Below are 26,116 nucleotides of genomic sequence, written 5' to 3'. Positions count from 1 at the left end.
TAATGTGCCGGCGCGCGGCAGCATAACGCAGCATCATCCGGACTTTCCAGCCGCTCCCTGCGGCTCGGGCATAGCGTGCGTTGCACGATGCACCCTCATGTCTGCTCCTCATCCGCAACATCGAGGCCGTGGTCCAGCGCGTCCAGAAGCTGTCCGGCCTCATGCTCGGAGATCACGAGCGGCGGTGCGAGGAACAGCGAGGTCTGCTCACCGCTGGTGCCGATCACGGCGCCTGCCTCCAGGGCCCGCTCCGCGACGCGCGAGGCGATCGGCACCTCGATAGTGTCAGCGTGCCAGGAGCGCCAGTCCGGCCCGTGCAGCTCCACGGTCCAGTGCAGCCCCTGCCCGGCCACGCGCTGCACGCTCGGATGCTTTTGCGCGATGACGAGCAGGCGGCGGGTGAACAGCTTTTCGAGGTTCTTCACGTGCTCAAGAATCTTCTCTTCGCTGACGACCTTGAGATAGGCGCTAACGGCGGCCATGCCGATAGGATGCCCGCGCAACGTGCCGTAATTCTGCCAGCTCGTGCCCTTGAGCCGTTCGACGATATCTTTCGACACCACCACCGCGGCAACCGCCGCCGCGCCGCCGCCGAGCGATTTTCCGAGCGTCACGATGTCAGGGCGGCTTTCGGCACCCTGGAACGCGAACCAGCGCCCGGCACGACCCGCACCAGTCACCACTTCGTCGGCGATCCAGTATGAGCCAGCCTGCCGCGCGCACCGCGCCACCTCGTCCTGATAGGCGCCGTCGTAGTAGATGCCGCCCTGCGTGTAGTCGATGATCGTCGCTGCGGTATCCGAAAGCAGGCCCGTGGCGTCGGCAAGATATTCGCTGGGAGGAACATTGTTGGCTGGCGCGCCATAGATCGCGCCGTCCGGCGCCGGCAATATCCGCACCGGCGCCATCGGCGCCGGCAGCTTCGAGCCGCCCGAGTGGACCGCAAGACCGCCATGCCATTGCGGCTGCACCGTCATGCTGCGCGACAGGCCGGTGATGCCGTGATAGGCGCGCTCGCGCGTCGCCAGCGCGGACCGCTGCGTCAGCGCCTGACACAGCGACAGCGCCATGTCGTTGGCCTCGCTGCCGCTGATGCAGAAGCGCACCGCGCCGACCCAATCCTCTTCGCCACGGAACGCGGTGGCCATCAAATCGTCAGCCGCCTGCTCGCGGCCGACCCAGGTCCACCCCTCGTTCACGACGGGCGTATCCGCGGCGCGGCGGATCGCCTCCACCATGGCGGGATGACGATGTCCGAGGCCGCCGCCGGTGTTGCTGCCGTCGATGAGCTTGCGGCCGTCCGACAGATGAAAATAGACGCCCTCGCCACCGACCACGGCCATGGGCGCGCAGTCGCCGGCATTCAGCCCGGTTCGCAACAATCTGCTCATTGCAATCCCTTCATTCCGCAGCCTCGACGCCGTAGCCACCGCCGCCGCAGGTCTCGATCGTGACGAGATCGCCTTGCTGCAGCACCAGGTTCGACTTGCCGTCGATCGCGACGCTCGCGTCCTGCCTGATCAGCGAGATGCGGCAGGTCTTGCCGGGTTCGCCGCCCTGCATGCCGAACGGCGCGATCACCATGCGCTCGATGCAGGTGGTCAGATGCATCGACGGCGCCAGGATACGATAGGTACGGATGACGCCGTCCCCGCCGCGATGCGCTCCGGCGCCGCCGGACTGCCGGCGAATGGCCTGCTGCTCCACTTGGATCGCGTAATTCGCCTCGATCACCTCGACCGGCGTGTTCGAGGTGTTGGACAGGTGCACCCGCGTCGCGGAGATGCCGTCCCGATCAGGCCGCGCGCCCTCGCCACCGCCGTGGACCTCGTAGAGCATCTTCCACGAACCGTTCTGTCGAGGTTCGGCGAAGAAGAGGACGCCCGCCGTGGTCGCCCCGCCCGCAGACAGGCGCTCCGGAATGGTATTCTGCATCGCGCGAAAAATCGCATCGACGATGCGCATCGAGGTCTCGTGGTTGCCGGCCGCAACCGAGGCATTCCACCCCGGCTCCAGGATCGAGCCCGGGCGCGTGATGATGGTCAGCGGCCGCAGCGCGCCCGCGTTCTGGTTCATGTCGCGCCCGCTCATGATGCGCGCGGCATAGGCCACCGCCGAGCGCGCCATGAACGGCGTCGTGTTGCAGAAATTCGAGACGCGGTCGCAGCTTCCCGAGAGGTCGAAGGTCGCTTCGTCGCCGGCAATGGTGATCTTGACATGAATGCGCGCAGGCGCGTCGTCGACGCCGCCGTCGTCCAGATAATCCTCGCCCTCGTAGACGCCGTCAGGCAGATCGCGCAGCGCCTCGCGCATCTCGATTTCGGAGAGATCGTGCAGGCGCGACTGCACCGCCGTGAAGACGGCCTTGCCGTGCTCGCGGCAAAGCTCGACGATGCGCTTCTCGCCGGCTTTTGTTGCGGCGATCTGGGCGAGAAGATCGCCCTCGCAGGAGTCGGGATCGCGAACATTGGCCTTGAGCAGCTGCACGATCGGCGTATTGACGCCCGCTGCCGTGGCGATCAGAACCGGCGGAATGCGCATCGCCTCCTGGAAGGTGTCGATGGCTTTCGCAAAATAGCTGCCGGGCCAGGTGCCGCCGATATCGGGCCAATGCGCGAGGCTGACCGCGAACGCGACGATCTCGCCATCGACGAAGACGGGCCGCACGACCTTGACGTCGTTGAGATGGTTGCCGCCGAGCGGGCCGACATTGTAGATCAGTGCGTCGCCGTCTCTTAGGCCGTCCCGCGGCACCACCTTCAGCAATTCGAGGACCGTATAGGCCATTGCGCCGAGATGGATCGGAATGTCGCGACCCTGTCCGACCAGGTCGCCGCGGCCGTCCGTGATCGCCGACGACAGGTCGCCGGCCTCGCGCAGCAGCGGCGAGCGCGCCGAGCGCGTCATCACCAGGCTCATCTCCTCGGCCGCGGCCGAGAGCCCGTGCCTGATGACTTCGACGACGAACGGATCGAGCTTCATGCCGCCCCCCGCGTCAGGAACAAATTGCCTGAAACATCCGGCCTTGCCTGCCAGCCGGGCGGGACCACCACGGTCGACCATGCGTCTTCAATGATGGCCGGGCCGCTGACGATTTCGGTCAGCGACGCGCGGTCGATGATGCTTGTCGCGATGTCGTGAAAGCCGTCGAACGAGCAGATGCGCTCGCCGGTTGATACCGTCCTGACCGCGACGGTCGGCCGGCTCACGACGGTCGCCGACGGACGGCGTGCCTGCACCCGCACGGATTCGATGACGCAGCTCTCGCCCGTCGCATAGCCGAACAGCTCGTGGTGCCGGGCCAGAAAATCCCTCTTCAGCGTGATGACGTCGAGCGGTCGCGCGAACGGCACCGGAATGGCGTCGTTCTGCGCCGCGTAGCGCATCAAGGCCACCAGCTCGATCTGAATCTCGGTCGCGGCAACGCCGTTGGCAATCAGCGGCGCCGAGGCATCGTCGATCAGCACCCGGATCCGCTCGGACACACGGGCGAGGTCGATGCCGTCGAGCGCCGCGCGCAGGGTTTGCTGCTGGAGGAAGCTGAAATCGGCGGTGAGACAACCCAGCGCCGAAAACGCGCTCGATGCACTGGGAACGACGACCTCGGCGATCCCGTAGAGATCGGCCAGGCCCGCGGCGTGCATCGGCCCGCCGCCGCCGAAAGCGAGAAGTGTGCAGTCGCGTCCGTCGATGCCCCGCTCGACCGTGACGCGGCGGAGCGCACGCGCCATTGTCGCATTCGCGACCTTGATGATGCCGAGCGCGGTTTCGGTCGGGCTCAGCCCCAGAGTGCGCGCGATCGGCGCGATCACTTCGCTGGCTGCCTGGATGTCGATTCCGATCCGGTCGCCAAGTTTGGTTTCGGGATTGAGATAGCCGAGCACCGCGTTGGCGTCGGTGATGGTCGGCTCGATACCGCCGCGGCCGTAGCAGGCCGGTCCCGGCTCGGAGCCGGCACTTTCCGGTCCGACGGTCAGGCCACCGGGACCATTGCGCACGATCGATCCGCCGCCCGCCCCGATCGAATGAACCGCAAGCATCGGCTGGCGCAGCGGCTTGTCGCCGAGCATCCGGCCGTCTGTCATCTCGGCCTGGCCGTCAACGATCAGGCAGACGTCGGTCGTGGTGCCGCCCATGTCGAACGTCAGCATCCGCGATGTGCCGAGCTGGCGCGCGATGCTGACGGATGCGGAGACGCCGGCCGCTGGGCCTGACATCGCCATCACCAGCGGCCGCCGCTTCACGGCCGAGATCGGGACCATGGCGCCGGCCGAATGAAACACCTGCAGGCCGGGGCCGATCGGCAGCCGCTGCTCCAGCTCGCTGAGATATTCGACCGCAATCGGCATGGCGGCCGCGTTGAACACGGTCGCCGAAGTCCGCTCGTATTCACGCGCCTCGGGATTGACCTCGTGCGACAGCGAGACGTGGGCAACGACGCCCTTGAGCCGCTCGCCGAGCATCTTCTCGTGGACGGGATTGGCGTAGGCGTGCAGCAGTGCGACCGCGACGCTCTGTACGCCCGTCATTTTCAGCCAGGCCACCAGACGCTCGATCTCCGCGTCATCCAGCGCCTTCAGCACCCGGCCCTCGTGATCGAGGCGCTCGGCGAGGCCAAAACATCGTTCGGGCGGCACCAGCGGCGGCGATTTCGGCGGGACGTCGAGACGATAGAGATCGCGGCGGCGATAGCGCGCGATCTCCAGCACGTCGGCAAAGCCTTGGGTCGCCACCAGCGCCACTTTCGGCAGACGTCCTTCGACGATGGCGTTGGTCACGCGCGTGGTGCCGTGGACGAAGCGCTTGACCTCGCTCTTGCGCAGGCCCACCGCCTCGATCGCCTCCAGCATCGCCTGAACCGGAGCTTGAGGTCGCGACGGTACTTTCGCGATCCGCGCCTCCGCGGGGGAGTGCCGGATCGCGATGATGTCGGTGAAGGTGCCGCCGATATCGGTGCCGACTTCCCAGTGATCTTCGTCAGTGCTCATGTGGCGTCAGCTGCGGACGACATTCGAACCTGACGCCGGGTGCTTCCCGTCCATCGCCAAGTTCAATGCCAAACCGAGAGTGCTCATCATCCCCCTGTCATGCCACCGCTTGCGAGCGTGCGACAGAGCGACGGTCTCGGGATAGGGCCGGAGTTGTCGCAACGCACAGGACCGGCCCGCGACCGGCGCGACGCGCCGAGGCACTTTTTAGTGCAGCGCTGCCCGCATGGAGAGCACGTCAGTGTGGATCGTTCCACCCAGGATAAGTGCAGCGCACCACGAATTTTCCAGGACGAAACGCGACATCCGCTGCACTGCTATCCAGGCGTGGTGCGAGTACTGTCTAATTTGCAGGCGATCGACCGGTGCTGCGGCCGATGCGATTGCTTATGAGCTATGCATGCCAGTCGGCTCAGCCTCTCTTTATTGTACGATCAGTAAGCGGTGGTTTTGCCCCGCTCAACGCATCGCGACGAGGCGGCGCCAGCCGATGGCAATGCCCGTGATGGAGAACAGAAAGCCGAGGGCGCAGAGCCCGACGACCAAACCGTCGCGCAGCAACGGGCGCGCGACGAGGGCGGGAAAATCCAGCGTGTGCAGCGCGCCGTAGAGCCAGCGATAGACCCGCCGCGACGAATCCAGCCTTTGCAGCAAATTGCCGTCGGCGCCGTCGATGTCGAACCAGAGGTCGCCGCAGTACGAGCGGTAGACCGGGGCACCCGGAACGGTGGACTGCGCGGGATAGTCGTCATTGCCGGCAAGTACAGACGGTACGCCGCAGCCGGCCGCGAGACGCGCGGTCAGCTCCTGAGCTTCGTGCACATCCAGAGATCCCGTTGGTCCATCGCCCCCCGCCTTGATCAATGTCTGAGCGGCAAGGCCCGTCCGATCCCGCCGATAGAGATTGCCGTTGAAGGCAAACCATTCGATCTCACGGGCCAACGGCGACACAGGCTGCCGATCGAGCGATGGGGCAGCCGTCCAACTCGGTGAAGCGTTCATCACGCTGGATTCAGCCGAGGTCAATTGCCCACGCGAGAACAGCCGCCCGTGATCCATCGAGAGCCAACCACTGAAAACCCAGGTCAGCACAAACACCATCGCCGCGAGGCCGATGAGATGATGCAGCGCATGCCAGCCACGATAGGGCGAGCCGATCAGACCGCCTCGAGGTTTGATCCGCGCGAGGCCGAGCACAGCGCCCAACAATGCTGCGACCAGGGCCAGCAGTGACAAGGTCCAGACCACGCGATCCCACAGCGACCAATTACTTCGCAGGACTGTCGGATAGATCCAGTGCAGCACGCTGCCGACGAGATTCCAGGTCCGCTCGCTGCGCGTCGTATCCAGAACGATCTCGCCGGTGAGCGAGGAGACATAGACCTCCGTTGCGGCGGCGTCGCCCAGGGCAACTCGAAACAGGGGCCGATGGCGGTCAAAGCCGTTTGGCACGCTCCATTGGTCATAGTCCGCGCGCGCGACGATCGCGGCTTGCGCGGCATCCAGCCCACGGCTGCGTGCGTGGTCTCGCGCGATGGCCAGCGCGACCTCGGAAGACGAGACCGAGGCGTCGACACCGTCGGAGGCGCGGACTGCGCCCGCGCGCGACGGCCCCGCGACGACATAGACCGGTCCGTTGCTGCGCTGGATCAGGCGAACGCGCGTCGCATCCGCGATGCCGCTCGCGGCAACGGCATCGGCGACCGCAATCCTGGTCTCAGCGCTAGCCAGCGGCACGAGCCCGGCAAAGCGTTCAGATTCCGTCAGGGAGGGAAACGGAACGAAGTGCATCACGATCCCCGTCGCGAACCACATCGCGAACAGCAGGCAGAACGCGATTCCGAGCCATCGATGCAGCAGGACGATCGCGCGCATCATCGATCAGCGTCCTACCACTTGAACGCGGCCGAAATTTCATAGGTCCTAGGCGCGCCCAGCAGGATCTGGTCGGGATAGAACGGATCGCCCCAGATCGCGTAACGCTTGTCGGCGATGTTGCGCACCCGGAAGGTCAGGCGGGCCTGGTCGACCGCGTTGAACACGGTCTTGGGGATGTCGACGAAGGCGTAGACATCGGCCACGGTGTAGGCCTTCAGCGTCACGGTGTTGGCATCGGTGTTGTAGCGGTCGCCGACATGGCGGCCGGTGATGCCGAGCTCGACCGCCCAGGGCGTGAAGAAACGGTACGACGCGCCGGCATTGGCGACGACGCGCGGCACGTTCGGCGGCGTGTTGCCGGCGAACGAGCCGCCGACAAAATCGTAGTCGGCGTAGCGCGCATCGACATAGGCGATGTTGCCCCAGAGACGCAGAGGCTCGATCGGACGCACGGACGCGGCAAGCTCGACGCCCTTCGATTCCTGCCGTCCGGCAAGATTGAGCTGCATGCCGCCGGCCGCGGCATAGACGTTCTTGCGCAGGATGTCGTAGGCCGAGAACGACCACTCCGCCCGGTTGTCCCAGAACAGATGCTTGACGCCGGTCTCATAGGTGCGCGCGGTGGTCAGGTTGAGCGGATCGGTCGGATTGAGCAGGAAGATGTTGTTGGCTGCGATGTCGGCGCCGGTCGCATATTGGCTGAAGAAGGTCAGGCCCGGAACGGCTTCCCACGTATAGCCGATACGGCCGGTGGTCGGGGCCCACGATTGCGAGAACGGGAAGTTCGCCTTCTCCAGACCGAACTTGTCGGTCGAATTGCGGTCGAGCCCAATATGCTCGACACGCAGGCCACCAACCAGTGCAAAGCTGCGCGTGAGCTTCAGCCGGTCCTCGAATGACAGCGCCTCATTGTCGATGCGCGCGGTCTGCTGCTGAATAGTGAGCAGGCCGTAGTAGCCGCGGGGCGGATCGACCAGTGGAACGGAATCGCCGGGGAAATTTGCGGCGCCCGGCCTCACGAAATCAAGATAGCTCGAGGACAGCGTCGTGACCAAGCGGTTGTCAAAGCCGGCGATATTCGCATCCCAGATCAGGTCGGTGATGTTGCCGACCAGGCGTTGGCTGTGCGCGACATAGAAGCGCTCACGGTCCACCAGGTTCGTACCGGAATTGAACGCCTCGATCTCATTGTTGAACCACGTGCGCTCTGCGCCGTAACCATAGGCCTGGCTTTTCAGCGTCAGGTCGGGCGCCAGCTTCAGCTCGAAACCGCCGCGCAGCCAGACCTCCTGTGCGACGTTGCGATTGTCGAGAACGTTGTAGTTGGTGTTGAAGGTGCGGTCATCGATCGTGACCGCACCGAGATTGGTTTTGTTGTAGTTCGAGATGTAATTGCCGGACACGATCCCCGTCGTCGCATGCGAGCCACTGAAGGCAATCGGCACCAGCGGCGCGCCCCAATAGGCCTTCGAGCGGTCCTCGCGGTACTCGATCGCGCCCCAGACCTTGAGACTGTCGGAGATGCGGTAATTGAGCTGGCCCGACACGTCGAGCGTCTTGGTGTTGGTGTCGTCGGCAAAGCCGTTGAGCGAGGAACGGCTGACGTCGAAGCGATAGTCCAGCCCCTGCACATTGGTGCTGCCGCCCGAGCCGTAATGCGCCCGGAACGAGTTCAGCGAATCCCAGGAGAAATCGGCCTCGTTCCGGATCGGACCGGTGTGCGGCTGCTTGGTGACGAAGTTGATCGCGCCGCCGGCGGCGCCCTCGCCCGACATCAGCGAGGCCGGGCCCTTCAGGAATTCGACAGCCTCAAGATTGGCCGTGTCGGTGATCCGCGAGGTCATGTTCTGCGGACCGATCTTGATGCCGTTGTAGAGCGTGTTGATCTGGCTGTTGGTGAAGCCGCGCATCGAGAAAGCCGAGGGTTCAGCCGGATTGTCGCCGGAGGTGACGCCGACTGCTCCCTGGGCGACGTCGGACACGGTGCGATAACCCTGCTCGCGCATGGTTGCGGCCGAGATCACTTCCACGGTCGCGGGCGTTTCGCGCACGGTCAGGCCAAGGCGCGAGGCGCTTTCGGCGACGGCATTGGTATTGAGCGGCGTCGATGCTGCCGCGATTGGCACGACTGGCTTGGGCGCTACAGACCCGGCCGCTGGCCGGCGCGCAGCTGCGCGCCGTGGGCCCTGCGCCTCCCGTACGGCGGGCCTGGCCGGCTTGCGGGATTGGGCGGGCGTGACCTCGACCGGCGGCAGAGGTTCGCGGGCCTGCTGCGCCAGTGCGGCGGGTAGATCAAGAATGACAGAGGATGTCAGCGCCGCGGATGCGAGCAGGAGCGCGCGCGGTCGTACAATGCGAACGGGAGACACGGTCTTGGACCTCGGTATGACGTCAGTGGCACGTCACAGCGAACCAAGGTCCCATCTTCCGGCTCATAAGCCTTCCGATGAAGCCGAATGTCTGTACTCCCCGACCGACATCTTCGCGTGTGACCACGGCTGACGGCAGGTCTCCTGGCTCGCGGGTCAGTACCTTGCATCGCCTTCCCGGGACCGAGACACCCAGTGGCACGTGACGCAAGATTCGCCGCTTACAGTTGCGGGGGCAGCCACGGCATTGGGGACAACGTCCCCGCACCGCATTCCCTTTTCATCCCCTCTCGGGGAAACCGTCGCGAGCATCTAGGATTACGATCCAGACAGAGTCAATGTGCCAGTTGCGGCGTTATCGCCACAACGACCAGTTTCCTTGGAGATAAGCATGGAAGGCGAGACCTTCCTCTGGCTGATACGGCACGCGCCCGTCGATGGCGTCACGGGGACGATCCATGCAGCCGACGCGCCGGCCGATCTCGGCGCTCGCGCGCAGCTGGAGGCGCTGCGGCAGCGCCTGCCGCGGGACGCCGCGAGCTATGCGAGCCCGTCGCGGCGCACGGTCGAGACGGCTCGCGCGCTTGGGCTCGACCCTCTGCAGCTGGACGAATTCAGCGAGCAGAGCTTTGGCGACTGGACCGGCCGTCGGCATGACGAACTCGCCGCGACCGGTGGCGAGGCCTATGCACGGTTCTGGAGCGATCCAGCGCGCGGACGGCCGCCGGGCGGCGAAAGCTTTGAGGATCAAGTCGCGCGGGTCCGGCTGGGTCTGTCGAAGATCGGCGCCGGGGCCGCAACGCTCGTCGTGCATTCCGGCACCATCCGCGCGGCGCTGTGCATCGCGCTGGATCTGACGCCACAAGCGGCCCTGCGCTTTGTGATCGATCCGCTGTCGCTGACCCGGATCGACCGGCTCGCGACCGGCTGGCGCGTGGTCTGCGTCAATCAGCCGATGATTTGATCAGGCCGGACGATCTGGCACATTGGCCTGCGCAAAGGTCGCCATGCCGTTGTGGAGCGCACAGGCCGACCGCACCAGCGGCAGCGCGATGGCCGCGCCCGATCCTTCGCCGAGCCTGAGATCGAGGCTGATCAGCGGCTGCACGTTGAGCGCGCGAAGCACCAGCCGATGCCCCTGCTCCGCGGACTGATGCGAGGCCAGCAGGAACGGCTGGCACGACGGGTTGAGCCGCGCCGCCGCCAGCGCCGCGACCGACACGATAAAGCCGTCGATCAACACGGGGATGCGGCGCTGCGCTGCTGCGATAACAGCACCGCAGATGGCCGCGATCTCGAGACCGCCGACGGCGCACAGGATCTTTTCGGGCGAAGCGCCCGCAATGCCATGGCGTGCAATCGCAGCGTCGATCACCCGTGCCTTGTGCGCACGGCCGGCCGCGTCGATGCCGGTGCCGCTGCCCGCGATCTCCTCGGCACCCATGCCGAGCAGGCTCGCCGCAATCGCCGCCGATGTCGTGGTGTTGCCGATGCCCATCTCGCCGAAGATCAGAAGATCGGGCTGCCCGGCCTGCGCGCGCGTCACCGCACGTCGTCCGGCTTCGAACGCAAATGCCAGCTCTGCGGGGGTGAGCGCAGCTTCGACGCTGAAATCGCGCGTGCCGCTGCGCGGCTTGTCGGTCACGATTCCAGCCATCTCCTCATGCGCCAGCGTGCCGGTGTCGACGACCTCCAGGCTGGAGCCCAGCTCACGCGCGAGCACCGAAATCGCGGCGCCGCCGGAGGCAAAATTCGCCAGCATCGCGATGGTCACTTCTTGCGGATAGGCCGAAACGCCCTGCGCGACGATGCCGTGATCGCCGGCGAAGATGATGATCGGCACCCGCGCCGCGCGCGGTTGCTCCGTTGCTTGCAGGCCCGCAAGCTCGATCGCGAGCTGCTCGAGCCGGCCGAGCGCGCCGGTCGGTTTCGTCAGTTGCGCCTGCCGCGCCACCGCCGCCTCGCGGTGGACTGCGGAGATATCCGGGCATTGTTGGGTGACCCATTCGGGGAGCATGCTGCCTCGCTTGCCTCACGGCCTGCGCTTGAGGATGTAACTGTCCATGATCCAGCCGTGCCGCTCGCGCGCCTCTTGCCGCACGGCGACGATACGCGGGCCGATCTCGGCCAGCGCGCCGGACATGATAATCTGATCGGGCATGCCGAGATAGGCCCCCCACCAGATGTGCAGGTCCGCGGGATCAAGCGACTGGAACGCCGTGCCGCCGTCGAGCATCACCACCACGGTATCGACACCTCGCGGCCAGCCGCCCTCGCGCAAGCGACGTCCGGTCGTGACCAGAAAAGGCTCGCCGATATCGTTGAGCGGCAGCGCATGCGCCGCACACAGCGCCTGGATCGAGGTGATGCCGGGCACAACCTCGATCTTTGGCGAGGGATTGAGCCGCCGCGCAATGCGCAGCGAAGAATCATAAAGCGAGGGATCGCCCCAGATCAGCAGCGCGACCTTGCCTTTGCCTTCGAGATGATCTGCGATCGTCTGCGACCAGACAGCGGCCACGGCATCGTGCCAATCGTCCACGCCCTTGCGATAGTCCGCTTCAGCGGCGTCGCGCACGGGCAGATCGAACTCGGCGATACGTGTCTTGTCGCTGGCGAGCACATCCGCGCAGATCGTCCGCCTGAGATCGGCGAGGTCGGACTTGGCCGTCCCTTTGCGCGGGATCAGGACGAGATCGGCCGCGTTGATGGCACCGATGGCGGCGCGCGTGAGCTGCCCGCGATCGCCGCAACCGATGCCTATCAGGGAGAGCGTGAGCATCGTGCCTGCGAGGGGCGGCCATTAACAGCCGCCCGTTCGCTTGTCTCTAGGCCGCGTTGTGCAAACGCGGCGTGACGAGGCCGGCCGCGGTGACGCCGCGCAGCGACTTCGCCAGCGCCAACACACCGAGATCGGCGATCGGCTCGATCACGATGACGAGCGCATAGGACGCCGCGAAGGTCGCGATGCTGGCAAGGTTGGTCGCGGCAAAACCGGCGCCATAGAGCGCCCAGAACGCCACCCAGGCGATGACGCCGGCCTGATAGGTCGTCGAAAGCGCCAGCGCCTGGCGGTACTTCAGATCGACATAGGCCGTGTTGCGCGAAATGATCCGCGTGGCGATTGCCTGGATCCCGAACAGCGGCACCAGCAGCGTGGTGACGTTCATGCCATATTGCGGCAAGTCGGGCGGCTCGAAGAAGATGCCCTGGAACAGCAGGCCGAACGCGAGGCCGAAGGCCGCAGGCGCCGCTCCAAACAGCAGGAACAAGGTCGAGCCGAGGATGAAGTGCACTTCGGAGACGCCGACCGGGAAGTGCGGCAGGATCTCGAAGAAGACGAACACGAGGCCCGTGGTGGCGAGCGTCCGCGCTGCGAACGACGTGATGCCCTGCTCGCGCACGGTCTCGACCGCGAGCTTCAAGGCAACGCCGCCGACGGCGATGCCGGTTGCATAACTCAGCACAAGCTTGGCGTCCGAGACTAGTCCGGGTTCGATATGCATGGCTCAGATCCTTCTTGCCGTCACACCCGACGGCCTTGGCCTCAAAACGTGCACGGCCGGTCTCCTGGCTCGCGGTTCACTGGGAGTCTCCGGCCTTCCCGGGCCTTGCGGCCCAGTGGCTGATCGAAGTCCCTCACCGCTTACAGTCGCGGGGGCGGCTGGGGTTTTGGACGCCGCAACTTGGTCCGCCCACCCCCATTCCCGATTATGCTCCGGCGCTTTGCGCCGCGTCGAGCACCATGCCTCTCTTGTGTGCCCCTTTCGCCAGCCGGGCGTCAAGGGGCGAAGGGCGGCCGAGAGCGTCATGACGGATAATCCCCCGCCAGCGCGCCGAACAGGATGACGGCCGCCGTGGATGCCGCTCCGCCCCGCGCAAGCTGCTCGGCAAGTTCCGAAATGGTGGTGCGGACCAGTCGCTCATCGGGACGGCCGAGCGATTCGGCAAACAACGCCGGCGTGGTCGGGGCGAGCCCGTGCTCGATCAATTTTGCGACGAGCGCCGGAAATGTGCGCCGGCCCATATAGACCACGGTCGTCGCCTCGGGATCGGCCAGCGCCACCCAATTGAGGTCTGGCGGCAGCTCGCCGGTGACGTCCGCTCCGGTAATAAACTGCACCCGGCGCGAGGTGTGACGCCGGGTCAGTGGAATGCCGGCCTGAGCCGCAGCCACGCAGGCCGTGGTGACGCCTGGAATGATCTCGTAGCCGATGCCGGCTTCACGCAGGGTCTCGACCTCCTCCTCAAGCCGGCCAAAGATGCCGGCATCGCCGGACTTCAATCGCACCACGCGCGCGCCTGTTACGGCGTAGTCGACCAGCAATCGATTGACGTGGTGCTGCTTGGTCGAGGGCCGTCCCGCCCGCTTTCCCACCGCGACGAGATTGGCGCCGGGCCGGGCCAGATCGAGGATCGCGCCCGAAGCAAGATCGTCATAGAGCACGACGTCGGCCTCGCGCAGCCGCGCGGCACCCTTGAGCGTGAGGAGCTCGGGATCGCCGGGGCCGGCGGAGACGAAGGACACAAAACCGCTCACCGGTCCTCCGCGATCAGATGGAAGAACGTGCCGGTGGCTTGTCCCCGCCGCGAGCCGGTCTCGGCGATGACCGCGCCTGTCGCGTCGTGGACGACCGCCAGCGCCATGTCGGGCTGCGCGACGATCGTCGAATAGTGGAATTCGTGGCCACGCAGGCGTGCGCCGGCCTGATGGCCCGGCATCGGCGCGGCAAGCTCGGCCAAACGATAGCCCAGATGCATGCGGCGTTTGGCAAAGCTTGTCTCAAGGCCGAGCAGGCCCGTCATCTCGTGGCTGATGCCGTCGGCGTCGGTCAAAGCGCTGCCCAGCACCATATAGCCTCCGCATTCGCCGTGCACCGGCCGCGTTTCGGCGAAGGCGCGCAATCCGCCGCGGAAGCGCGCATTGGCCGCGATCCTGCCGGCCTGCAGTTCGGGATAGCCGCCAGGCAGCCAGCACACATCGGCGCCCGGATCAGGGCCTTCGTCAGCCAGCGGCGAGAATGTCGATATCTCGGCGCCCGCCGCGCGCCAAGCTTCCAGCATATGCGGATAGACGAAGGAGAACGCGGCATCGCGGGCCAACGCAATGCGCTGGCCGGGCGGCGTCACGTTGACGCCGCTTGCGGCAGGTTGCGGCGACCAGGTGGCGGCCGATTGCAGCACCGCATCGAGATCGACATGCTCGGCGACGAAGCGCGCGGCCTCGTCGATCAGCTTGCCGATCTCCGCCTGCTCCTCGGCCTGGACCAGCCCGAGATGCCGCTTCGGCAGGCTGATCTCGGCATGGCGCGGCAGCGCGCCGAACACGGCGATGCCGGCGTCCAGCAGCGCACGCCGCACCAGAGCTTCGTGGCGCGGGCTCGCAACGCGATTGAGCACGACGCCCGCAAGGCGCACACCGGGGCGGTAGTCGCGAAGGCCCGCCGCGATTGCCGCCGCCGTTTGTGCCTGGCCGGATGGATCGATCACCAGCAGCACCGGCCAGTCCAGCATCTCCGCGATGTCGGCGGTCGCCCCGGTGCCGCAGACGCCACGGGCAGCCACGCCGTCGAACAGGCCCATCGAGCCTTCGGCCAGCACGACATCGGCGTCAATGCCGCGACTGACGAGATGCGAGATTGTCCCGCGATCCATCGCCCAGCTGTCGACGTTGACTGAGGCGCGTCCTGTCGCGGCTGCATGAAACGCGGGATCGATGTAATCGGGGCCGCTCTTGAAGCACTGCACCCGCAATCCGCCGTTGCGCCAGGCGCGGGCAAGCGCCAGCGTCAGCGTGGTCTTGCCGACGCCCGACGCCGGCGCGGAGATGACGAGCCCTGCCGCCATCACGACACCTCCGGAAAGCGCGGCTCGGCGCCGACCGGCCGATAGCGACGGTCATAATCGGCAGCATAGAGACGGCTCTCGGAAAAATCCGCCGAGCCCAGCGTCCTGCCGACCAGAATCAATGCAGTGCGCTCCATCTCGCTGCCGACAGCTAGGTCGAGTGTTGCGAGCGTGGCGCGGACGATGCGCTGGTCGGGCCAGCTCGCACGCCAGACGATCGCGACCGGGCAATCCGCGCCGTAATGCGGCGTCAGATCGGCGACGACCTTGTCGAGCAGATGGATCGACAGATGGATGGCGAGCACCGCGCCGGTGGCGGCGAAGGCCGCGAGCTTCTCGCCTTCCGGCATCGCGCTGGCTCGGCCAGGCGTGCGCGTCAGCACCACCGTCTGGGCAAGGCCGGGCAGCGTCAGCTCGACCTCCAGCGCAGCCGCGGCGGCCGAGAAAGAGGGAACGCCGGGCGTGACGGTGTAAGGAATGTCGAGCGCGCGCAGGCGGCGGAGTTGCTCGCCCATCGCCGACCAGATCGAGAGATCGCCAGAATGCAGCCGCGCGACGTCCTTGCCGCCCGCATGCGCGGCAGCGATCTCCGCGATGATCTCGTCGAGCGACAGCGGCGCGGTGTTGACGATCCGTGCACCGGGCGGGCAATGCGCCAAGACGCCTTCAGGGACAAGCGAGCCGGCATAGAGGCAGACCGGACAGGCGGAGATGAGGTCGCGGCCGCGCAACGTCAGCAAGTCAGGGGCACCGGGCCCCGCACCGATGAAGTGCACCGTCATGCGCCGTCCCCTTCCGCGATCGCCGCGGTCGCGGTGCGATCCTGCGAGACCACCCGCGTCGCAATCAATCGCGCGCGAGGTCCAGCTGCCGCGAGCGCGGCCGCTTCGGCGACCGATCCCGTCCCGAACTTTTCCGCGATGAGCTTTGATTGTGTTGGCGTGTCGATGCCGGCCAGCATTTCGGCGGTGATTGCCTTGATCGGTATGCCGCATTCGCGCGCAAGCTGCTTCAGCGCCTCCGCGTCGGCCCTGTCGCTGACCGTTGCCATCGCAGCGAGGCCTTCGGGACCGCCGGCCGCCAGAAGAGCCTCACGCAGCGAGGCCAGCGTGACGTCCCGCTTGAATCCGAGCCCGGCGACCTTCATCGGACCGCACTCCATTGCACCACCGGCCGCGCTGCGTCCCAGGAACGGTAGCGGCCGAGCGGAGCGGCGTGCGCAATCTCGACCCGCATCAATTCGCCGCCGTGGCGCTGGTGCAGTTCACCCACCAGCGCTTCCGTCTCCAGCGTCACTGAATGCGCGACCAGCCGCGTACCGGGCGAGAGCCGCGACCAGATGGCGTCGAACATCACGATGTCCAGACCGCCGCCGATGAAAACGGCGTCAGGTGCGTCCAGCGCAGCAAGGGCTTCCGGCGCCTTTCCCGCGATGATCGTGATCCGATGTGCCAACCCAAACGCCGTCGCATTGCTGCGAATGTTCCCGGCGCGACCCTCGCGTGCCTCGACGGCGGTCGCGGTGCCGCCGCACAGTGCCCACTCGACCGAAATCGAACCCGAGCCCGCGCCAATATCCCAGAGCCGTTCACCGGGACGCGGCGCCAGCGCCGACAGCGCGAGCGCACGCACCGGGCGCTTTGTGATCTGGCCGTCGTGGACGAAGAGTTCGTCCGGTAATCCCGAGCTGCGCGGAAGGCCCTGGTCTCCCCTCGCCAGCACCGCCACTGCAACAAGATTGCCGGCAATATCCTCGAGAAAGAGATCGGCGCGATGCTGGTCGATGCATTCGCTTGGGCCGCCAAGCGCAACGAGAGTCCACACGAGTGAGGCGCCCCATCCGCGTTGCGTCAGCCACTTCGCAAGGTCACGGACCGCCTTGCCATCGCGCACGAGGCAAATGATGCGTGCACCTCGCGCCAGATGCGGCACGAGACGCTCGAATGGCGCGGCGTGGAGACCGAGACAGGTAGTTGCTTCGAGGCGCCAGCCCAATCGCGCGGCGGCGAGCGAGAATGTCGAGGCAGCTGGATACGCGATCCATTCGTCGCAATCGAGCTTTTCGGCGAGGCTCGCGCCGGCGCCAAACCAGAACGGGTCGCCGGAGGCGAGCACGACCGTTGGCTCGCCGCGGCGACTCAGCACGATCTCTGCATCGAACGGCACCGGCCATGGACGGCCGCGCCCGGTCACGCCGGCAAGTGCAAGATGCCGTTCACCGCCAAAGACAGTTTCAGCCTCGGCGAGCGCCTTTCGGCTTGCCTCGGACAGCCCGGCGAGGCCATCTTCGCCGATACCGATGATGGTCAGCCAGGGATCAGCCATGATGCGCGCGCTCATTCTGGGCGGAACGGCCGACGCGAGCCTGCTCGCGGCGGAGATCGCGCGTGCCGGCATCGACGCCGTGTATTCCTATGGCGGCCGCACCCGCGCGCCTGCCGGTCAACCGTTGCCGACCCGCATCGGCGGTTTTGGCGGCGTCGGGGGGCTTGTCGATTACATCCGCAGCGAGCACATCACGCATGTGATCGACGCGACGCATCCCTTTGCCGCCGAAATGAGCCGCAATGCGGTCGCGGCATGCGCGGAAACCGGCACGCCGCTGATCGCTCTCGAGCGCGCGCCCTGGATGAAAGCGCCCGGTGACAATTGGATCGAAATACCTGATGTCAACGCCGCCGTCGCCGCACTGCCCGAGGCGCCGGCAAATGTGTTCCTCGCCATCGGCCGCCAGCACATCGCACCGTTCGCGACCAGGCCGCAGCACGCCTACACGCTGAGATTCGTCGATCCGCCCGATGCGCCCCTGCCCTTCGCCGCGGACGTCATCGTGTCGCGTGGACCGTTCACGCTCGAGGACGAGCTGGAGATGATGCGCACGCGAGGCATCACCCGGATCGTCGCCCGCAATTCCGGCGGCGACGGCGCGCGGGCCAAGATCGACGCAGCCCGCAGGCTCGGCCTGCCCGTGATCATGATCGCACGACCGCAATTGCCGAAACGATTGCGGGTCGAGAGCGTGGCCGATATCATACAGTGGCTCGGTCATCGGACCTGCCTCGGCGCATAGACCCAGCGGCCGATGCGGCGTGTCTGCGAGTTGCCGACGATCACCAGCGTACGCATGTCGGCCATTTCAGGCGTCGCTTCGTTCAGCCTGACGGTTTCGATCCTTTCATCGGCGGCGCTGATCGCGCGCGCGAAGATCACGAGGCGTTCGCCACAGCCGGCCTCGTTCAACACTGCGAGCGCACGGCCAAATCCCTCCGGCCGGCTCCCCGAGCGCGGATTATACATCGCAATGGCAAAATCGGCTTCAGCGGCGAGCCGCAGGCGCTTCTCGATCAGCGCCCACGGCTTGAGATTGTCGGAGAGATTGATTGCACAGAAATCATGGCCGAGCGGCGCGCCAGCGCGTGCGGCAGCGGCCAGCATCGCGGTGATGCCGGGCAGCACGCGGATCGGCAGCTCCTGCCATTGCGGTGCCTGTTCGAGCGCCTCGAACACGGCGGACGCCATCGCGAACACGCCGGGGTCGCCCGAGGACACGATGACGACTTGGCCGCCTTCGGCCGCGAGCCGCAGCGCCTCGCTCGCGCGCTGCAGCTCTTCGCGATTGTCGGAGGGATGCAGCTTGAGTCCCGATCGCGGCGGCACTCGCGCGACATAGGGCGCGTAGCCCAGAATGTCGGTCGCAGCGGCAAGCGCGGCGGAGACTTCGGGCGTCACCAGCGCATCGCTGCCCGGCCCGAGGCCCGCGATGGTCAGCGTGCCCGTCATTCCGCGGCGTCCGGATGCCGGCCCCTGCCGTGCACGAGCACGATCGCAAAATAAGGGCAGTCGGCGGCATCGATCTCCGCGAGCCGCACCACGCGCTCCCCCGGCATGGTGCCGCGCTCGACCAGCCACGCGTCGTCCAGCCGTCCGGCGGACGCGAGCGCGCGGCGCACCTTGGCGAGATTGCGCCCGGTCTTCATGATCACGAGCGCATCGGAATCGCGCATGCGGCGTTCGAGCTCTGCTTCGGCAAGCGTGCCCATGAGCACCGTCGTCACGTCATCGCCGAGCGCGATCGGCTGTCCCACGCCATTCCAGCAGCCGACCATGCCGGGAATGCCGGCGATCACCTCGATCTCGACGCGGCCCTGCAGACGCGTGTGCAGATGCATGAAGGAGCCGTAGAAGTAAGGATCGCCCTCGCAGAGCACGACGACATCGACTGCGCGCGCCAGCCGCGCCAGACGTTCCGCCCATTCGTCATGGAAGCCGGCAAGCAGCTGGACATATTCGGGCGTGTCGAAGGCGATCTCGGTGGTGACAGGGTATTCCATCGGATATTCGGTGACGTCGGCCGCCAACATGCCCTCGACGATGCGGCGCGCCTGGCCGGGCCGGCCCTTCTTGCGGAAATAGGCGACATGCCTCGCGCCGCGCACTGTGCGATCGGCGCGCACGCTCATCATGTCAGGATCACCGGGGCCGAGACCGCAGCAGATGATGCGTCCCATCGCTATTCGCTCCGGCTCGCCAACGCGTTCACGGCGGCGACCGTGATCGCGGAACCGCCGAGGCGGCCCTCGACCGTCAGCGCGGGGACCTTCGGATCGGCCATCAGCGCCGCCTTGGACTCCGCGGCGCCGACGAAGCCGACCGGACAGCCGATGATCGCCGCGGGCCGCGGGCAGTCCCGGTCCTCCAGCATGTTGAGGAGATGAAACAACGCGGTCGGCGCGTTGCCGATCGCCACGATCGCGCCGTCGAGATGCGGCCGCCACAGCTCCAGGGCCGCAGCCGAACGGGTGTTGCGCATGGACTGCGCGAGCGCGGGAACGGTCTCGTCGCCCAGGGTGCAGATGACGGCGTTGGCGGCGGGAAGCCGCGCGCGCGTAATTCCTTCGGAGACCATGCGCGCGTCGCACAGAATCGGTGCGCCCTTCTGCAACGCCGCGCGCGCGGCGACCGCCATGCCTGATGTGAAGCGGATATGCGCCTCCAGGCCGACCATGCCGGCGGCATGGATCATCCGCACCACGACCTGCTCCTCGTCCGGCGTGAAGCGCGCAAGATCGGCTTCTGCCCGGATGGTCGCAAAGGATTGCCGGTAGATCGCCGCGCCGTCGGTCTCGTAAATGTACGGCATCAGTGCCCTCCCATCAGGATGGAGGGATCTCGGACGATATCGTCGCGGTTCAGCCCTCGCAGGATGGGCTCATCGCGTGTCGACCCACCGCGCACAAGATCGAAGCCGGCGCCGGTCGCGACCAGAGTGATGGCAGCCGCACCGGAATGGGCGCAACCTTTGGCACAGCCGGAGACGTGGAGCCGTGCGGCCGCGCCGATGTTCGGCGCCAGGGCCGCGGCAAGGCCACGCGTATCGGCATGCGCCTCACGACAGCGTGGCGCACCGCTGCAGGCGATGACGCGCAACGCAGGGTCGTAGGCCTCGGTGATCAGGCCAGTCGCGTTCGGCATCGCGCGCTTGCCTTCGCTCAAAACCATCCGCCATGGCGTCATGCGCAGCGCATGCCCGCAACCGGCGAACTGGTTGAGCGTTGCATACGCCATCTGTCCGAAGGCGACCCCGACCATCGCACCTTGCGCATAGAGGCCGGGACGCGCCGCGGCCATGATCGGCGCCGGCTCGGCCTCGCCGCGCAATGCCGCCGACAAGATTGCACCGGTTGAAAGATGCGCCGCCATCCGCCCTCGCCCGCCTCTGGCGCCGCCTGAGGTCACGAACCAGTCGGCGAACGCGAGCGCGGTGGTCACGGCCTCGCCGCGCGCGACGGAGCGGCCAAGCTTGTCGCCATCAGCCCGCACCAGCAGTCCGCCGGAACGATCGCGCTCAATCCGCACGTCCGCGGAATCACCCGCAAGCACGCGTGAGGTGCCGTCATCGATCGCGAAGCCGAATTTGGTTGGAAGTTCGAGCGTGCTATCGGCGAGCGCCTCCTCGAGTTCGGCGGCGAGCGATTGGGTCGTGTCCCCGGCACGCCAGAACGGCGTCACAAGGATGTTGCGACGGGATTCGGTGTCGGCGTCCGGGTCGAGCAGCGCCAGTTGCGAAAGGCCGTCGAGCAGCAGCCTGTGGCTGGTCTCGTTGACGCCCCTGATCTGGAGATTGGCCCGGCTGGTCACGTCAATCAGGCCGTTGCCATGGCGTTCGGCGAGATGGGCCAGTCCGGAGATTTGCGCCGCATCGAGCCGTCCGCCGAACGGACGCACGCGGACCACGAGCCCGTCGCCCGATTGCATCGGGCGCAGCGCGCCGGGACACCAGCCCTTGACCACGGAAGCGCTCATGACGCCTCCCGCAGCGCAGCCGCAATCGAATTGCGGCGCGTTCGCCAGAGCGAGGCCTCATGCAGGCGCGTGAAACACGTCTCCATCGCGGCGAGTGCCGCCGGATTTTCGCGGGCCATGAAGGCACGAACGTCGTCATCGCCGAGCGTCGCATCGTAGTAGAGGTCGAACAGATGCGGCGGCACCGCGCCGGCCAGATGCGCGAAGGCGGCCATGTGCTCGAGCGTTGCGGTGATCTCGGCCGCCCCGCGAAAACCGTGGCGCATCATGCCGGCGATCCAGGCCGGATTGGCCGCGCGCGCGCGGACGACACGGGAGATTTCTTCGGTCAGCGTACGCGCATGCGGCTGCTCGGCGCGCGTCGCATCGAGATGATAGAGTGATGGCTTCGCCGCGCCGAGATGTGCTGCGGCCGCCGCAATGCCGGCTTCATGCGCTGCATAGTCGGCCGCGAGCAGAAGATCGGTTTCCGGCAAATCCTGCACGTGAACAAAAGCATCGGCGGATGCGAGCCGCTTCTCGATACCCGCACGATCGAGCTTGATTTCGCCATTGGCCGAGAACGCCCATGACGATGCCGAGAGCCACGCTTCGCCGGCGGCCTCGCGCGTCTCGGGCGTGAAGGCGTCCGGGATTGCCGAGAGACCCACGCCGTATTGTCCGGGACGCGGCGCGAACACGCGCGATATGCGATGGCGATATGGATTTTCGTCGCCCTCGTCCTCGCGCGTCGACAGCGCCTCGGCTGCCGCCTCGAACAATTGCGCAAGGCCTGAGAAGACGTCGCGAAACAGGCCCGAGACGCGCAGCGTGACGTCGATGCGGGGCCGACCAAGCTCGGCAGGCGCGATGATGTCGTAGCCGGTCACACGGCCCGACGCGTGATCCCAGCGGGGCGCGAGGCCGGCCAGATGCAGCGCCATGGCAAACTCTTCGCCCGCGGTGCGCATCGTCGCCGAGCCCCAGAGATCGACGACAAGGCCCTTCGGCCAGTCGCCATGATCCTGCAGATGACGGCGGAGCAGCTCTTCCGCGAGCTTGATGCCTTGCGCATGCGCGGACGGCGTTGGCACCGCGCGCGGATCGACGGCAAAGAGATTGCGTCCCGTGGGCAGCACGTCCTGGCGGCCGCGATAGGGTGAGCCTGACGGCCCCGGCGCGACGCGCTGTCCTGCAAGCGCGACCCGCAAAGCGTCGCGTTCCGCTTCACCGCAGGCGCCGCGGCCGAACACGTGCAGGCCGTCGCCGAACTGGCTTTCCTTGAGATCGCAGACGAAGCGGTCGATCCGCGGAATCGCTTCGGCCGGCGCGGCGGCTGCATCGAGGCCAAGATCGTCTTCAAGGCCTGCCGCGCGCGCCTCGTCGCGGATCGCGGCGATCAGACGCTGGCGGCGGGCGGGATCGAGGCCATCGGCCGTCGAGTACTCGTCGAGGAGCTGTTCAAGCCTGCGCAATCCGTCGGGCACCGCTGATGCTGCGAGCTGCGGCGGCAGATGGCCGATCGTGACGGCACCCAGGCGCCGCTTGGCCTGCGCAGCCTCGCCGGGATCGTTGACGATGAAGGGATAGATGACGGGCAAATCGCCAATCAGGGCTTCCGGCCAGCACGCCTGCGACAGCGCCACGGATTTTCCCGGCAGCCATTCCAGCGTGCCGTGGGCGCCCATGTGCACGACGGCATCACAGCCCTGCTCCCGGAGCCAGAGAGAGAAGGCGACATAGGCGTGGCGCGGCGTGCGGGCGAGATCGTGATAGTCGGCATCGCGCGTGGTCGCATCGCCACGCTCCGGCTGAACCGCGATGATCGACCGGCCGCATTCAATCGCGGCGAAATGGAAGGCGCCGTCGCGACAACCCGGATCGGTCTCCGGCGCGCCCCAGGCTTGCGCGAGATCATCCTGCAAGGATTGCGGAAGGCGCGAGAGCGCTGCGCGGTAATCGGCGACGCTCCAGTTCAAGGTCTGCTTGAGCAATCTCTCGCCGAGTCCGTGGACCGGCGCGACATCGAAGCCGGCTTCCGCGAGGTCGGACACCAAAGCCTCGACCGACGCCAGCGCATCGAGACCCACCGCATGCGCGATCTGATGCGGGCGGCCCGGATAGTTGGAGAGCACGAGTGCCAACCGCTTTTCAGCAGCCGGCGTCTCCGCAAGGCGCCGCCAGGCCGCAACGCGCGCGGCGACGGCCTTCACGCGCTCATCGTCCGGCCTGTGCGCCAGATGCGAAAATTGCAAATCGGGATCGCGCGTCGCTGCCGACTTAAAGCTCACCACGCCCGCAAACAGGCGGCCGTCGACCTCGGGCAGCACCACATGCATCGCGAGGTCGCCAGGCGACAGGCCGCGGAGCGAGCTCGCCCAATCCTCGCGCCGCGCCGTGGAGAGCGCGACCTGGAACACCGGGCAGGACGCGACATCGAACGGCGTCGTGCCGTCGTCGCCCATCGCCGAGAACGCCGTCGCATTGACGATCGCGGCCGGAGGATTTTGCGCGAGATACCCGCGCAACCAATCCGCAACGCCTGGAGCCTTCAGCGAGGTGACGAACACACCATGCGCGTCGTACCCCTTCTCGCGCAGCGCCGCGATCAGGGCATCGATCGGGCCTGTGTCTGCGGCGGTGAGATAGGAGCGATAGAAGGCCACGAGCGCGCGCGGCCTGCCCTCACCCGACGCCGGCGCGGCAATGACACCGCGCGCCGGATCGTAAAAGCCCATCTCGGGCACGGTCATCTCGCCGATAACAGGTCCCGCATAGAGGCCCGAGGCCAACGCAAGCTGAGCGATCGCGGCTTGCGCCGCGACAGGGCCGCCGGTGTCGCAGAGCACCTTGAGCCGCCGCAATGTCGAGACCGGCAGGGTCGAATATGCATCCAGTCGCGTGTCGTCGCGGCCGTCGGCCGGCAACACGGCCAGCACGATGCCGCGCTCCTTCACCAGTTGCTGCAGCGCCGCGAGCCCATACGGCCAGTAGGATTCCCCGCCGATCAGACGCACGAGGATGCCGCGCGCCTGCGCAAGCGTGCGCTCGATGTAGGTGTCGACCGAGAGCGGATGACGGAGTTCGGCGAGATTGACGAGGCGTAGCGACGGCAGGCTGTCGCGGCCCCGGCGCCAGCCGGCCGCGAACGCCGCCAGATCGGAATCCGAATACGAGAGCACCACGAGATCGGCCGGGTCCTGGCCGATGTCCCTTGGTGTCGCAGTCTCCTCGAGACCGCGGCTCTCGCGGAAGACGACGTGCATCAGATACCAGATCCTGAAAGACCGAGTCCCGCCTTGATCGCGGCTTCATCAATGTTTCCGTGCTCGCCGATCACGACGAGCTTTGACTGCCTCGCACCCATGCCCCAGGGCTTGTCGAACTGGTGTCGCACGCGCTCGCCGACCGCTTGCAGCAAGAGGCGCATCGGCTTGCCTTCCACCGCGATGTATCCCTTGACGCGCAGGACGTTCTGCTCGCGCGCCAGACGCTGAACGGATGCGACCAGCGTGTCGATATCGGTCACCTCAGGAACATCAATGACGACGGATGCAAAATCGTCGTGCTCGTGATCCTCCTCGCCGTCGTGATGCGAGGGACGCGCGGCGAGATCGTTCTCGGCGGCAGCGCCGAGGCCGAGGATGAGGCGGGCGTCGATCGCACCGTCGGTGATCGCCAGCATCGGCACGCGGCGCGGCATCTCGGCGGTGATCGCCGCCTTGGCTGCTTCGAGGCCTGCCGCGCCCGCAAGATCGGCCTTGGTCAGCAGCACGATGTCGGCGCAGGCAATCTGGTCCTCGAACACTTCCGACAGCGGCGTCTCATGGTCGAGATTGCCGTCCGCCGCGCGCTGCGCTTCGACGGCGTCAGGGTCGGGCGCGAACCGGCCGGCGGCGACAGCTTCGGCGTCGGCCAGCGCGATCACGCCGTCGACCGTGATGCGCGAACGGATCTCCGGCCAGTCGAACGCCTTCAGCAACGGCTTGGGCAGCGCCAGGCCCGAGGTCTCGATCAGGATGTGATCGGGCCGCACCGGCCGCGACAGCAGCTTCTCCATGGTCGGAATGAAATCGTCGGCGACGGTGCAGCAGATGCAGCCATTGGCGAGTTCGATGATGTTCTCTTCCGGGCAATTCGCATCGGCGCAGGATTTCAGAATCTCGCCATCGACGCCCTCGCTGCCGAACTCGTTGACGAGCACCGCCAGCTTCTTGCCGTTGGCGTTGGCAAGCAGATGCTGGATCAGCGTGGTCTTGCCGGAGCCGAGAAAGCCTGTGACGACCGTGACCGGGACTTTTGCGAGCGAATTCATTCGGCGGCCTCCGGCACGACGGCCAAGGGGAGAATGGGGGGAATGCGGGCAAGCGATTGCTTGCGGAAGATCTCCGGGCGGCTGCGCCAGGGCACGAGGCCGTCGGGCGCGGCCACATAGGCTGCGGCGCCCGCGACGACGTCGCTCGCATTCGCATCCGACAGACGGCCATAGACATAGGACCAGCGGCCAGGCGCGCTGAGCGCGACCGAGCAACCCTGGTTGCAGGCCGAGAGGCATTCGACGGGAACCACGCTGACGCCGTCAGGCACGCCGGCCTCGAGGATCGCACCGTGCAGGCGCTTGCCGGGCGTCGTCTCGCCCTCGCCAAGCGTCTGGCCGGCGCGGCAGGTGATGCAGACATGAAGTGTGACGGTCATCGCTTCTTCCAGAATAAACAGCGGGAAGCGATGAGGCCCACGAACCGTTCTTGCGAA

General features: G+C 66.8%; 22 protein-coding genes and 2 riboswitches. Of the genes, 2 read left to right on the top strand and 20 right to left on the bottom strand.

The window, feature by feature from the left end; genetic code table 11:
- Positions 1–95 precede the first annotated feature (95 nt).
- The 5 genes from AC0L2F_RS20955 to AC0L2F_RS20935 form a co-directional block, all read right to left on the bottom strand.
- Complete coding sequence (locus AC0L2F_RS20955; RefSeq protein ID WP_473249696.1) at positions 96–1,391, bottom strand: aminotransferase class III-fold pyridoxal phosphate-dependent enzyme; 1,296 nt, start codon at positions 1,389–1,391, stop codon at positions 96–98.
- A 10-nt stretch (positions 1,392–1,401) separates the two neighbouring features.
- Positions 1,402–2,982 (bottom strand): hydantoinase B/oxoprolinase family protein, encoded by a 1,581-nt coding sequence (locus AC0L2F_RS20950; RefSeq protein WP_473249695.1) that lies wholly within the window; start codon positions 2,980–2,982, stop codon positions 1,402–1,404.
- Positions 2,979–4,988 carry a hydantoinase/oxoprolinase family protein gene (locus AC0L2F_RS20945; RefSeq protein WP_473249694.1) on the bottom strand — a complete coding sequence of 670 codons (2,010 nt, stop codon included), beginning with the start codon at positions 4,986–4,988 and terminating at the stop codon, positions 2,979–2,981. The genes AC0L2F_RS20950 and AC0L2F_RS20945 overlap by 4 nt, the downstream gene beginning before the upstream one ends.
- A gap of 459 nt (positions 4,989–5,447) precedes the next feature.
- The gene (locus AC0L2F_RS20940) at positions 5,448–6,866 is read right to left on the bottom strand and encodes a PepSY domain-containing protein (RefSeq protein WP_473249693.1); all 1,419 of its coding nucleotides are present in this window, start codon (positions 6,864–6,866) and stop codon (positions 5,448–5,450) included.
- Between the two features lie 11 nt (positions 6,867–6,877).
- Positions 6,878–9,235 (bottom strand): TonB-dependent receptor, encoded by a 2,358-nt coding sequence (locus AC0L2F_RS20935; protein ID WP_473249692.1) that lies wholly within the window; start codon positions 9,233–9,235, stop codon positions 6,878–6,880.
- Positions 9,236–9,352: 117 nt separating this feature from the next.
- Positions 9,353–9,554, bottom strand: a riboswitch (cobalamin riboswitch).
- A 72-nt stretch (positions 9,555–9,626) separates the two neighbouring features.
- Here AC0L2F_RS20935 and AC0L2F_RS20930 point away from each other — a divergent pair.
- On the top strand, positions 9,627–10,199 hold the full coding sequence (locus tag AC0L2F_RS20930; RefSeq protein ID WP_473249691.1) for a histidine phosphatase family protein: 573 nt from the start codon (positions 9,627–9,629) through the stop codon (positions 10,197–10,199).
- Here AC0L2F_RS20930 and cobT read toward each other — a convergent pair whose 3' ends face one another.
- The 8 genes from cobT to cbiE form a co-directional block, all read right to left on the bottom strand.
- The gene (gene cobT, locus AC0L2F_RS20925; protein ID WP_473249690.1) at positions 10,200–11,252 is read right to left on the bottom strand and encodes a nicotinate-nucleotide--dimethylbenzimidazole phosphoribosyltransferase; all 1,053 of its coding nucleotides are present in this window, start codon (positions 11,250–11,252) and stop codon (positions 10,200–10,202) included. It abuts the gene before it with no gap.
- Between the two features lie 15 nt (positions 11,253–11,267).
- Positions 11,268–12,017, bottom strand: a complete 750-nt coding sequence (gene cobF, locus AC0L2F_RS20920; protein ID WP_473249689.1) for a precorrin-6A synthase (deacetylating) — start codon at positions 12,015–12,017, stop codon at positions 11,268–11,270.
- A gap of 46 nt (positions 12,018–12,063) precedes the next feature.
- On the bottom strand, positions 12,064–12,741 hold the full coding sequence (locus AC0L2F_RS20915) for an energy-coupling factor ABC transporter permease (protein WP_473249688.1): 678 nt from the start codon (positions 12,739–12,741) through the stop codon (positions 12,064–12,066).
- A gap of 37 nt (positions 12,742–12,778) precedes the next feature.
- Positions 12,779–12,998, bottom strand: a riboswitch (cobalamin riboswitch).
- 45 nt (positions 12,999–13,043) lie between these two features.
- Entirely contained in the window at positions 13,044–13,775 is a 732-nt protein-coding gene (gene cobA, locus AC0L2F_RS20910; RefSeq protein ID WP_473249687.1) for a uroporphyrinogen-III C-methyltransferase, read from the bottom strand.
- On the bottom strand, positions 13,772–15,082 hold the full coding sequence (locus AC0L2F_RS20905) for a cobyrinate a,c-diamide synthase (protein ID WP_473249686.1): 1,311 nt from the start codon (positions 15,080–15,082) through the stop codon (positions 13,772–13,774). Before AC0L2F_RS20905 ends, cobA begins: the two co-directional genes overlap by 4 nt.
- A complete protein-coding gene (cobM, locus tag AC0L2F_RS20900; protein WP_473249685.1) occupies positions 15,082–15,864 on the bottom strand; it encodes a precorrin-4 C(11)-methyltransferase in 783 nt (260 codons plus the stop codon). The genes AC0L2F_RS20905 and cobM overlap by 1 nt, the downstream gene beginning before the upstream one ends.
- Positions 15,861–16,229 (bottom strand): cobalamin biosynthesis protein, encoded by a 369-nt coding sequence (locus AC0L2F_RS20895; RefSeq protein ID WP_473249683.1) that lies wholly within the window; start codon positions 16,227–16,229, stop codon positions 15,861–15,863. Before AC0L2F_RS20895 ends, cobM begins: the two co-directional genes overlap by 4 nt.
- Complete coding sequence (gene cbiE / locus AC0L2F_RS20890) at positions 16,226–17,407, bottom strand: precorrin-6y C5,15-methyltransferase (decarboxylating) subunit CbiE (protein WP_473249682.1); 1,182 nt, start codon at positions 17,405–17,407, stop codon at positions 16,226–16,228. Before cbiE ends, AC0L2F_RS20895 begins: the two co-directional genes overlap by 4 nt.
- On the opposite strand from cbiE, the gene AC0L2F_RS20885 reads away from it, so the two are divergent.
- Entirely contained in the window at positions 17,406–18,152 is a 747-nt protein-coding gene (locus AC0L2F_RS20885; protein WP_473249681.1) for a cobalt-precorrin-6A reductase, read from the top strand. The two genes, cbiE and AC0L2F_RS20885, sit on opposite strands and share 2 nt — an antisense overlap.
- Here the strand turns inward: AC0L2F_RS20885 and cobJ are convergent.
- The 7 genes from cobJ to AC0L2F_RS20850 are packed head-to-tail and all read right to left on the bottom strand — an operon-like array spanning position 18,128 to position 26,059.
- Complete coding sequence (gene cobJ, locus AC0L2F_RS20880) at positions 18,128–18,862, bottom strand: precorrin-3B C(17)-methyltransferase (RefSeq protein WP_473249680.1); 735 nt, start codon at positions 18,860–18,862, stop codon at positions 18,128–18,130. The genes AC0L2F_RS20885 and cobJ overlap by 25 nt on opposite strands.
- Complete coding sequence (locus AC0L2F_RS20875; RefSeq protein WP_007608520.1) at positions 18,859–19,590, bottom strand: precorrin-2 C(20)-methyltransferase; 732 nt, start codon at positions 19,588–19,590, stop codon at positions 18,859–18,861. The genes cobJ and AC0L2F_RS20875 overlap by 4 nt, the downstream gene beginning before the upstream one ends.
- 2 nt (positions 19,591–19,592) lie before the next feature.
- Positions 19,593–20,222, bottom strand: a complete 630-nt coding sequence (locus tag AC0L2F_RS20870; RefSeq protein ID WP_473249679.1) for a precorrin-8X methylmutase — start codon at positions 20,220–20,222, stop codon at positions 19,593–19,595.
- Positions 20,222–21,385: a precorrin-3B synthase gene (gene cobG / locus AC0L2F_RS20865; RefSeq protein ID WP_473249678.1), complete on the bottom strand. Its 1,164-nt coding sequence runs from the start codon at positions 21,383–21,385 to the stop codon at positions 20,222–20,224. Before cobG ends, AC0L2F_RS20870 begins: the two co-directional genes overlap by 1 nt.
- The gene (gene cobN, locus AC0L2F_RS20860) at positions 21,382–24,630 is read right to left on the bottom strand and encodes a cobaltochelatase subunit CobN (protein ID WP_473249677.1); all 3,249 of its coding nucleotides are present in this window, start codon (positions 24,628–24,630) and stop codon (positions 21,382–21,384) included. Before cobN ends, cobG begins: the two co-directional genes overlap by 4 nt.
- On the bottom strand, positions 24,630–25,679 hold the full coding sequence (cobW, locus tag AC0L2F_RS20855) for a cobalamin biosynthesis protein CobW (protein WP_473249676.1): 1,050 nt from the start codon (positions 25,677–25,679) through the stop codon (positions 24,630–24,632). Before cobW ends, cobN begins: the two co-directional genes overlap by 1 nt.
- Positions 25,676–26,059, bottom strand: a complete 384-nt coding sequence (locus tag AC0L2F_RS20850) for a DUF1636 family protein (protein ID WP_063992979.1) — start codon at positions 26,057–26,059, stop codon at positions 25,676–25,678. The genes cobW and AC0L2F_RS20850 overlap by 4 nt, the downstream gene beginning before the upstream one ends.
- Between the last annotated feature and the right edge of the window lie 57 nt (positions 26,060–26,116).

Source organism: Bradyrhizobium sp. Ken64 (assembly GCF_055807555.1).
This window is presented reverse-complemented; position numbering and strand designations above follow the sequence as displayed.

Excerpts from the sequence above, each read along its gene's own strand:
- AC0L2F_RS20955 (WP_473249696.1), bottom strand. The coding sequence starts at position 1,391 with ATGAGCAGATTGTTGCGAACCGGGCTGAATGCCGGCGACTGCGCGCCC.
- cobW (WP_473249676.1), bottom strand. The coding sequence starts at position 25,679 with ATGAATTCGCTCGCAAAAGTCCCGGTCACGGTCGTCACAGGCTTTCTC.
- AC0L2F_RS20905 (WP_473249686.1), bottom strand. The coding sequence starts at position 15,082 with ATGGCGGCAGGGCTCGTCATCTCCGCGCCGGCGTCGGGCGTCGGCAAG.
- cobF (WP_473249689.1), bottom strand. The coding sequence starts at position 12,017 with ATGCTCACGCTCTCCCTGATAGGCATCGGTTGCGGCGATCGCGGGCAG.
- cobG (WP_473249678.1), bottom strand. The coding sequence starts at position 21,385 with ATGAGCGCTTCCGTGGTCAAGGGCTGGTGTCCCGGCGCGCTGCGCCCG.
- AC0L2F_RS20945 (WP_473249694.1), bottom strand. The coding sequence starts at position 4,988 with ATGAGCACTGACGAAGATCACTGGGAAGTCGGCACCGATATCGGCGGC.
- AC0L2F_RS20940 (WP_473249693.1), bottom strand. The coding sequence starts at position 6,866 with ATGATGCGCGCGATCGTCCTGCTGCATCGATGGCTCGGAATCGCGTTC.
- cobT (WP_473249690.1), bottom strand. The coding sequence starts at position 11,252 with ATGCTCCCCGAATGGGTCACCCAACAATGCCCGGATATCTCCGCAGTC.
- AC0L2F_RS20885 (WP_473249681.1), top strand. The coding sequence starts at position 17,406 with ATGATGCGCGCGCTCATTCTGGGCGGAACGGCCGACGCGAGCCTGCTC.
- cbiE (WP_473249682.1), bottom strand. The coding sequence starts at position 17,407 with ATGGCTGATCCCTGGCTGACCATCATCGGTATCGGCGAAGATGGCCTC.
- cobJ (WP_473249680.1), bottom strand. The coding sequence starts at position 18,862 with ATGACGGGCACGCTGACCATCGCGGGCCTCGGGCCGGGCAGCGATGCG.
- AC0L2F_RS20915 (WP_473249688.1), bottom strand. The coding sequence starts at position 12,741 with ATGCATATCGAACCCGGACTAGTCTCGGACGCCAAGCTTGTGCTGAGT.
- cobM (WP_473249685.1), bottom strand. The coding sequence starts at position 15,864 with ATGACGGTGCACTTCATCGGTGCGGGGCCCGGTGCCCCTGACTTGCTG.
- AC0L2F_RS20895 (WP_473249683.1), bottom strand. The coding sequence starts at position 16,229 with ATGAAGGTCGCCGGGCTCGGATTCAAGCGGGACGTCACGCTGGCCTCG.
- AC0L2F_RS20930 (WP_473249691.1), top strand. The coding sequence starts at position 9,627 with ATGGAAGGCGAGACCTTCCTCTGGCTGATACGGCACGCGCCCGTCGAT.
- AC0L2F_RS20850 (WP_063992979.1), bottom strand. The coding sequence starts at position 26,059 with ATGACCGTCACACTTCATGTCTGCATCACCTGCCGCGCCGGCCAGACG.
- AC0L2F_RS20950 (WP_473249695.1), bottom strand. The coding sequence starts at position 2,982 with ATGAAGCTCGATCCGTTCGTCGTCGAAGTCATCAGGCACGGGCTCTCG.
- AC0L2F_RS20870 (WP_473249679.1), bottom strand. The coding sequence starts at position 20,222 with ATGCCGTACATTTACGAGACCGACGGCGCGGCGATCTACCGGCAATCC.
- AC0L2F_RS20875 (WP_007608520.1), bottom strand. The coding sequence starts at position 19,590 with ATGGGACGCATCATCTGCTGCGGTCTCGGCCCCGGTGATCCTGACATG.
- cobN (WP_473249677.1), bottom strand. The coding sequence starts at position 24,630 with ATGCACGTCGTCTTCCGCGAGAGCCGCGGTCTCGAGGAGACTGCGACA.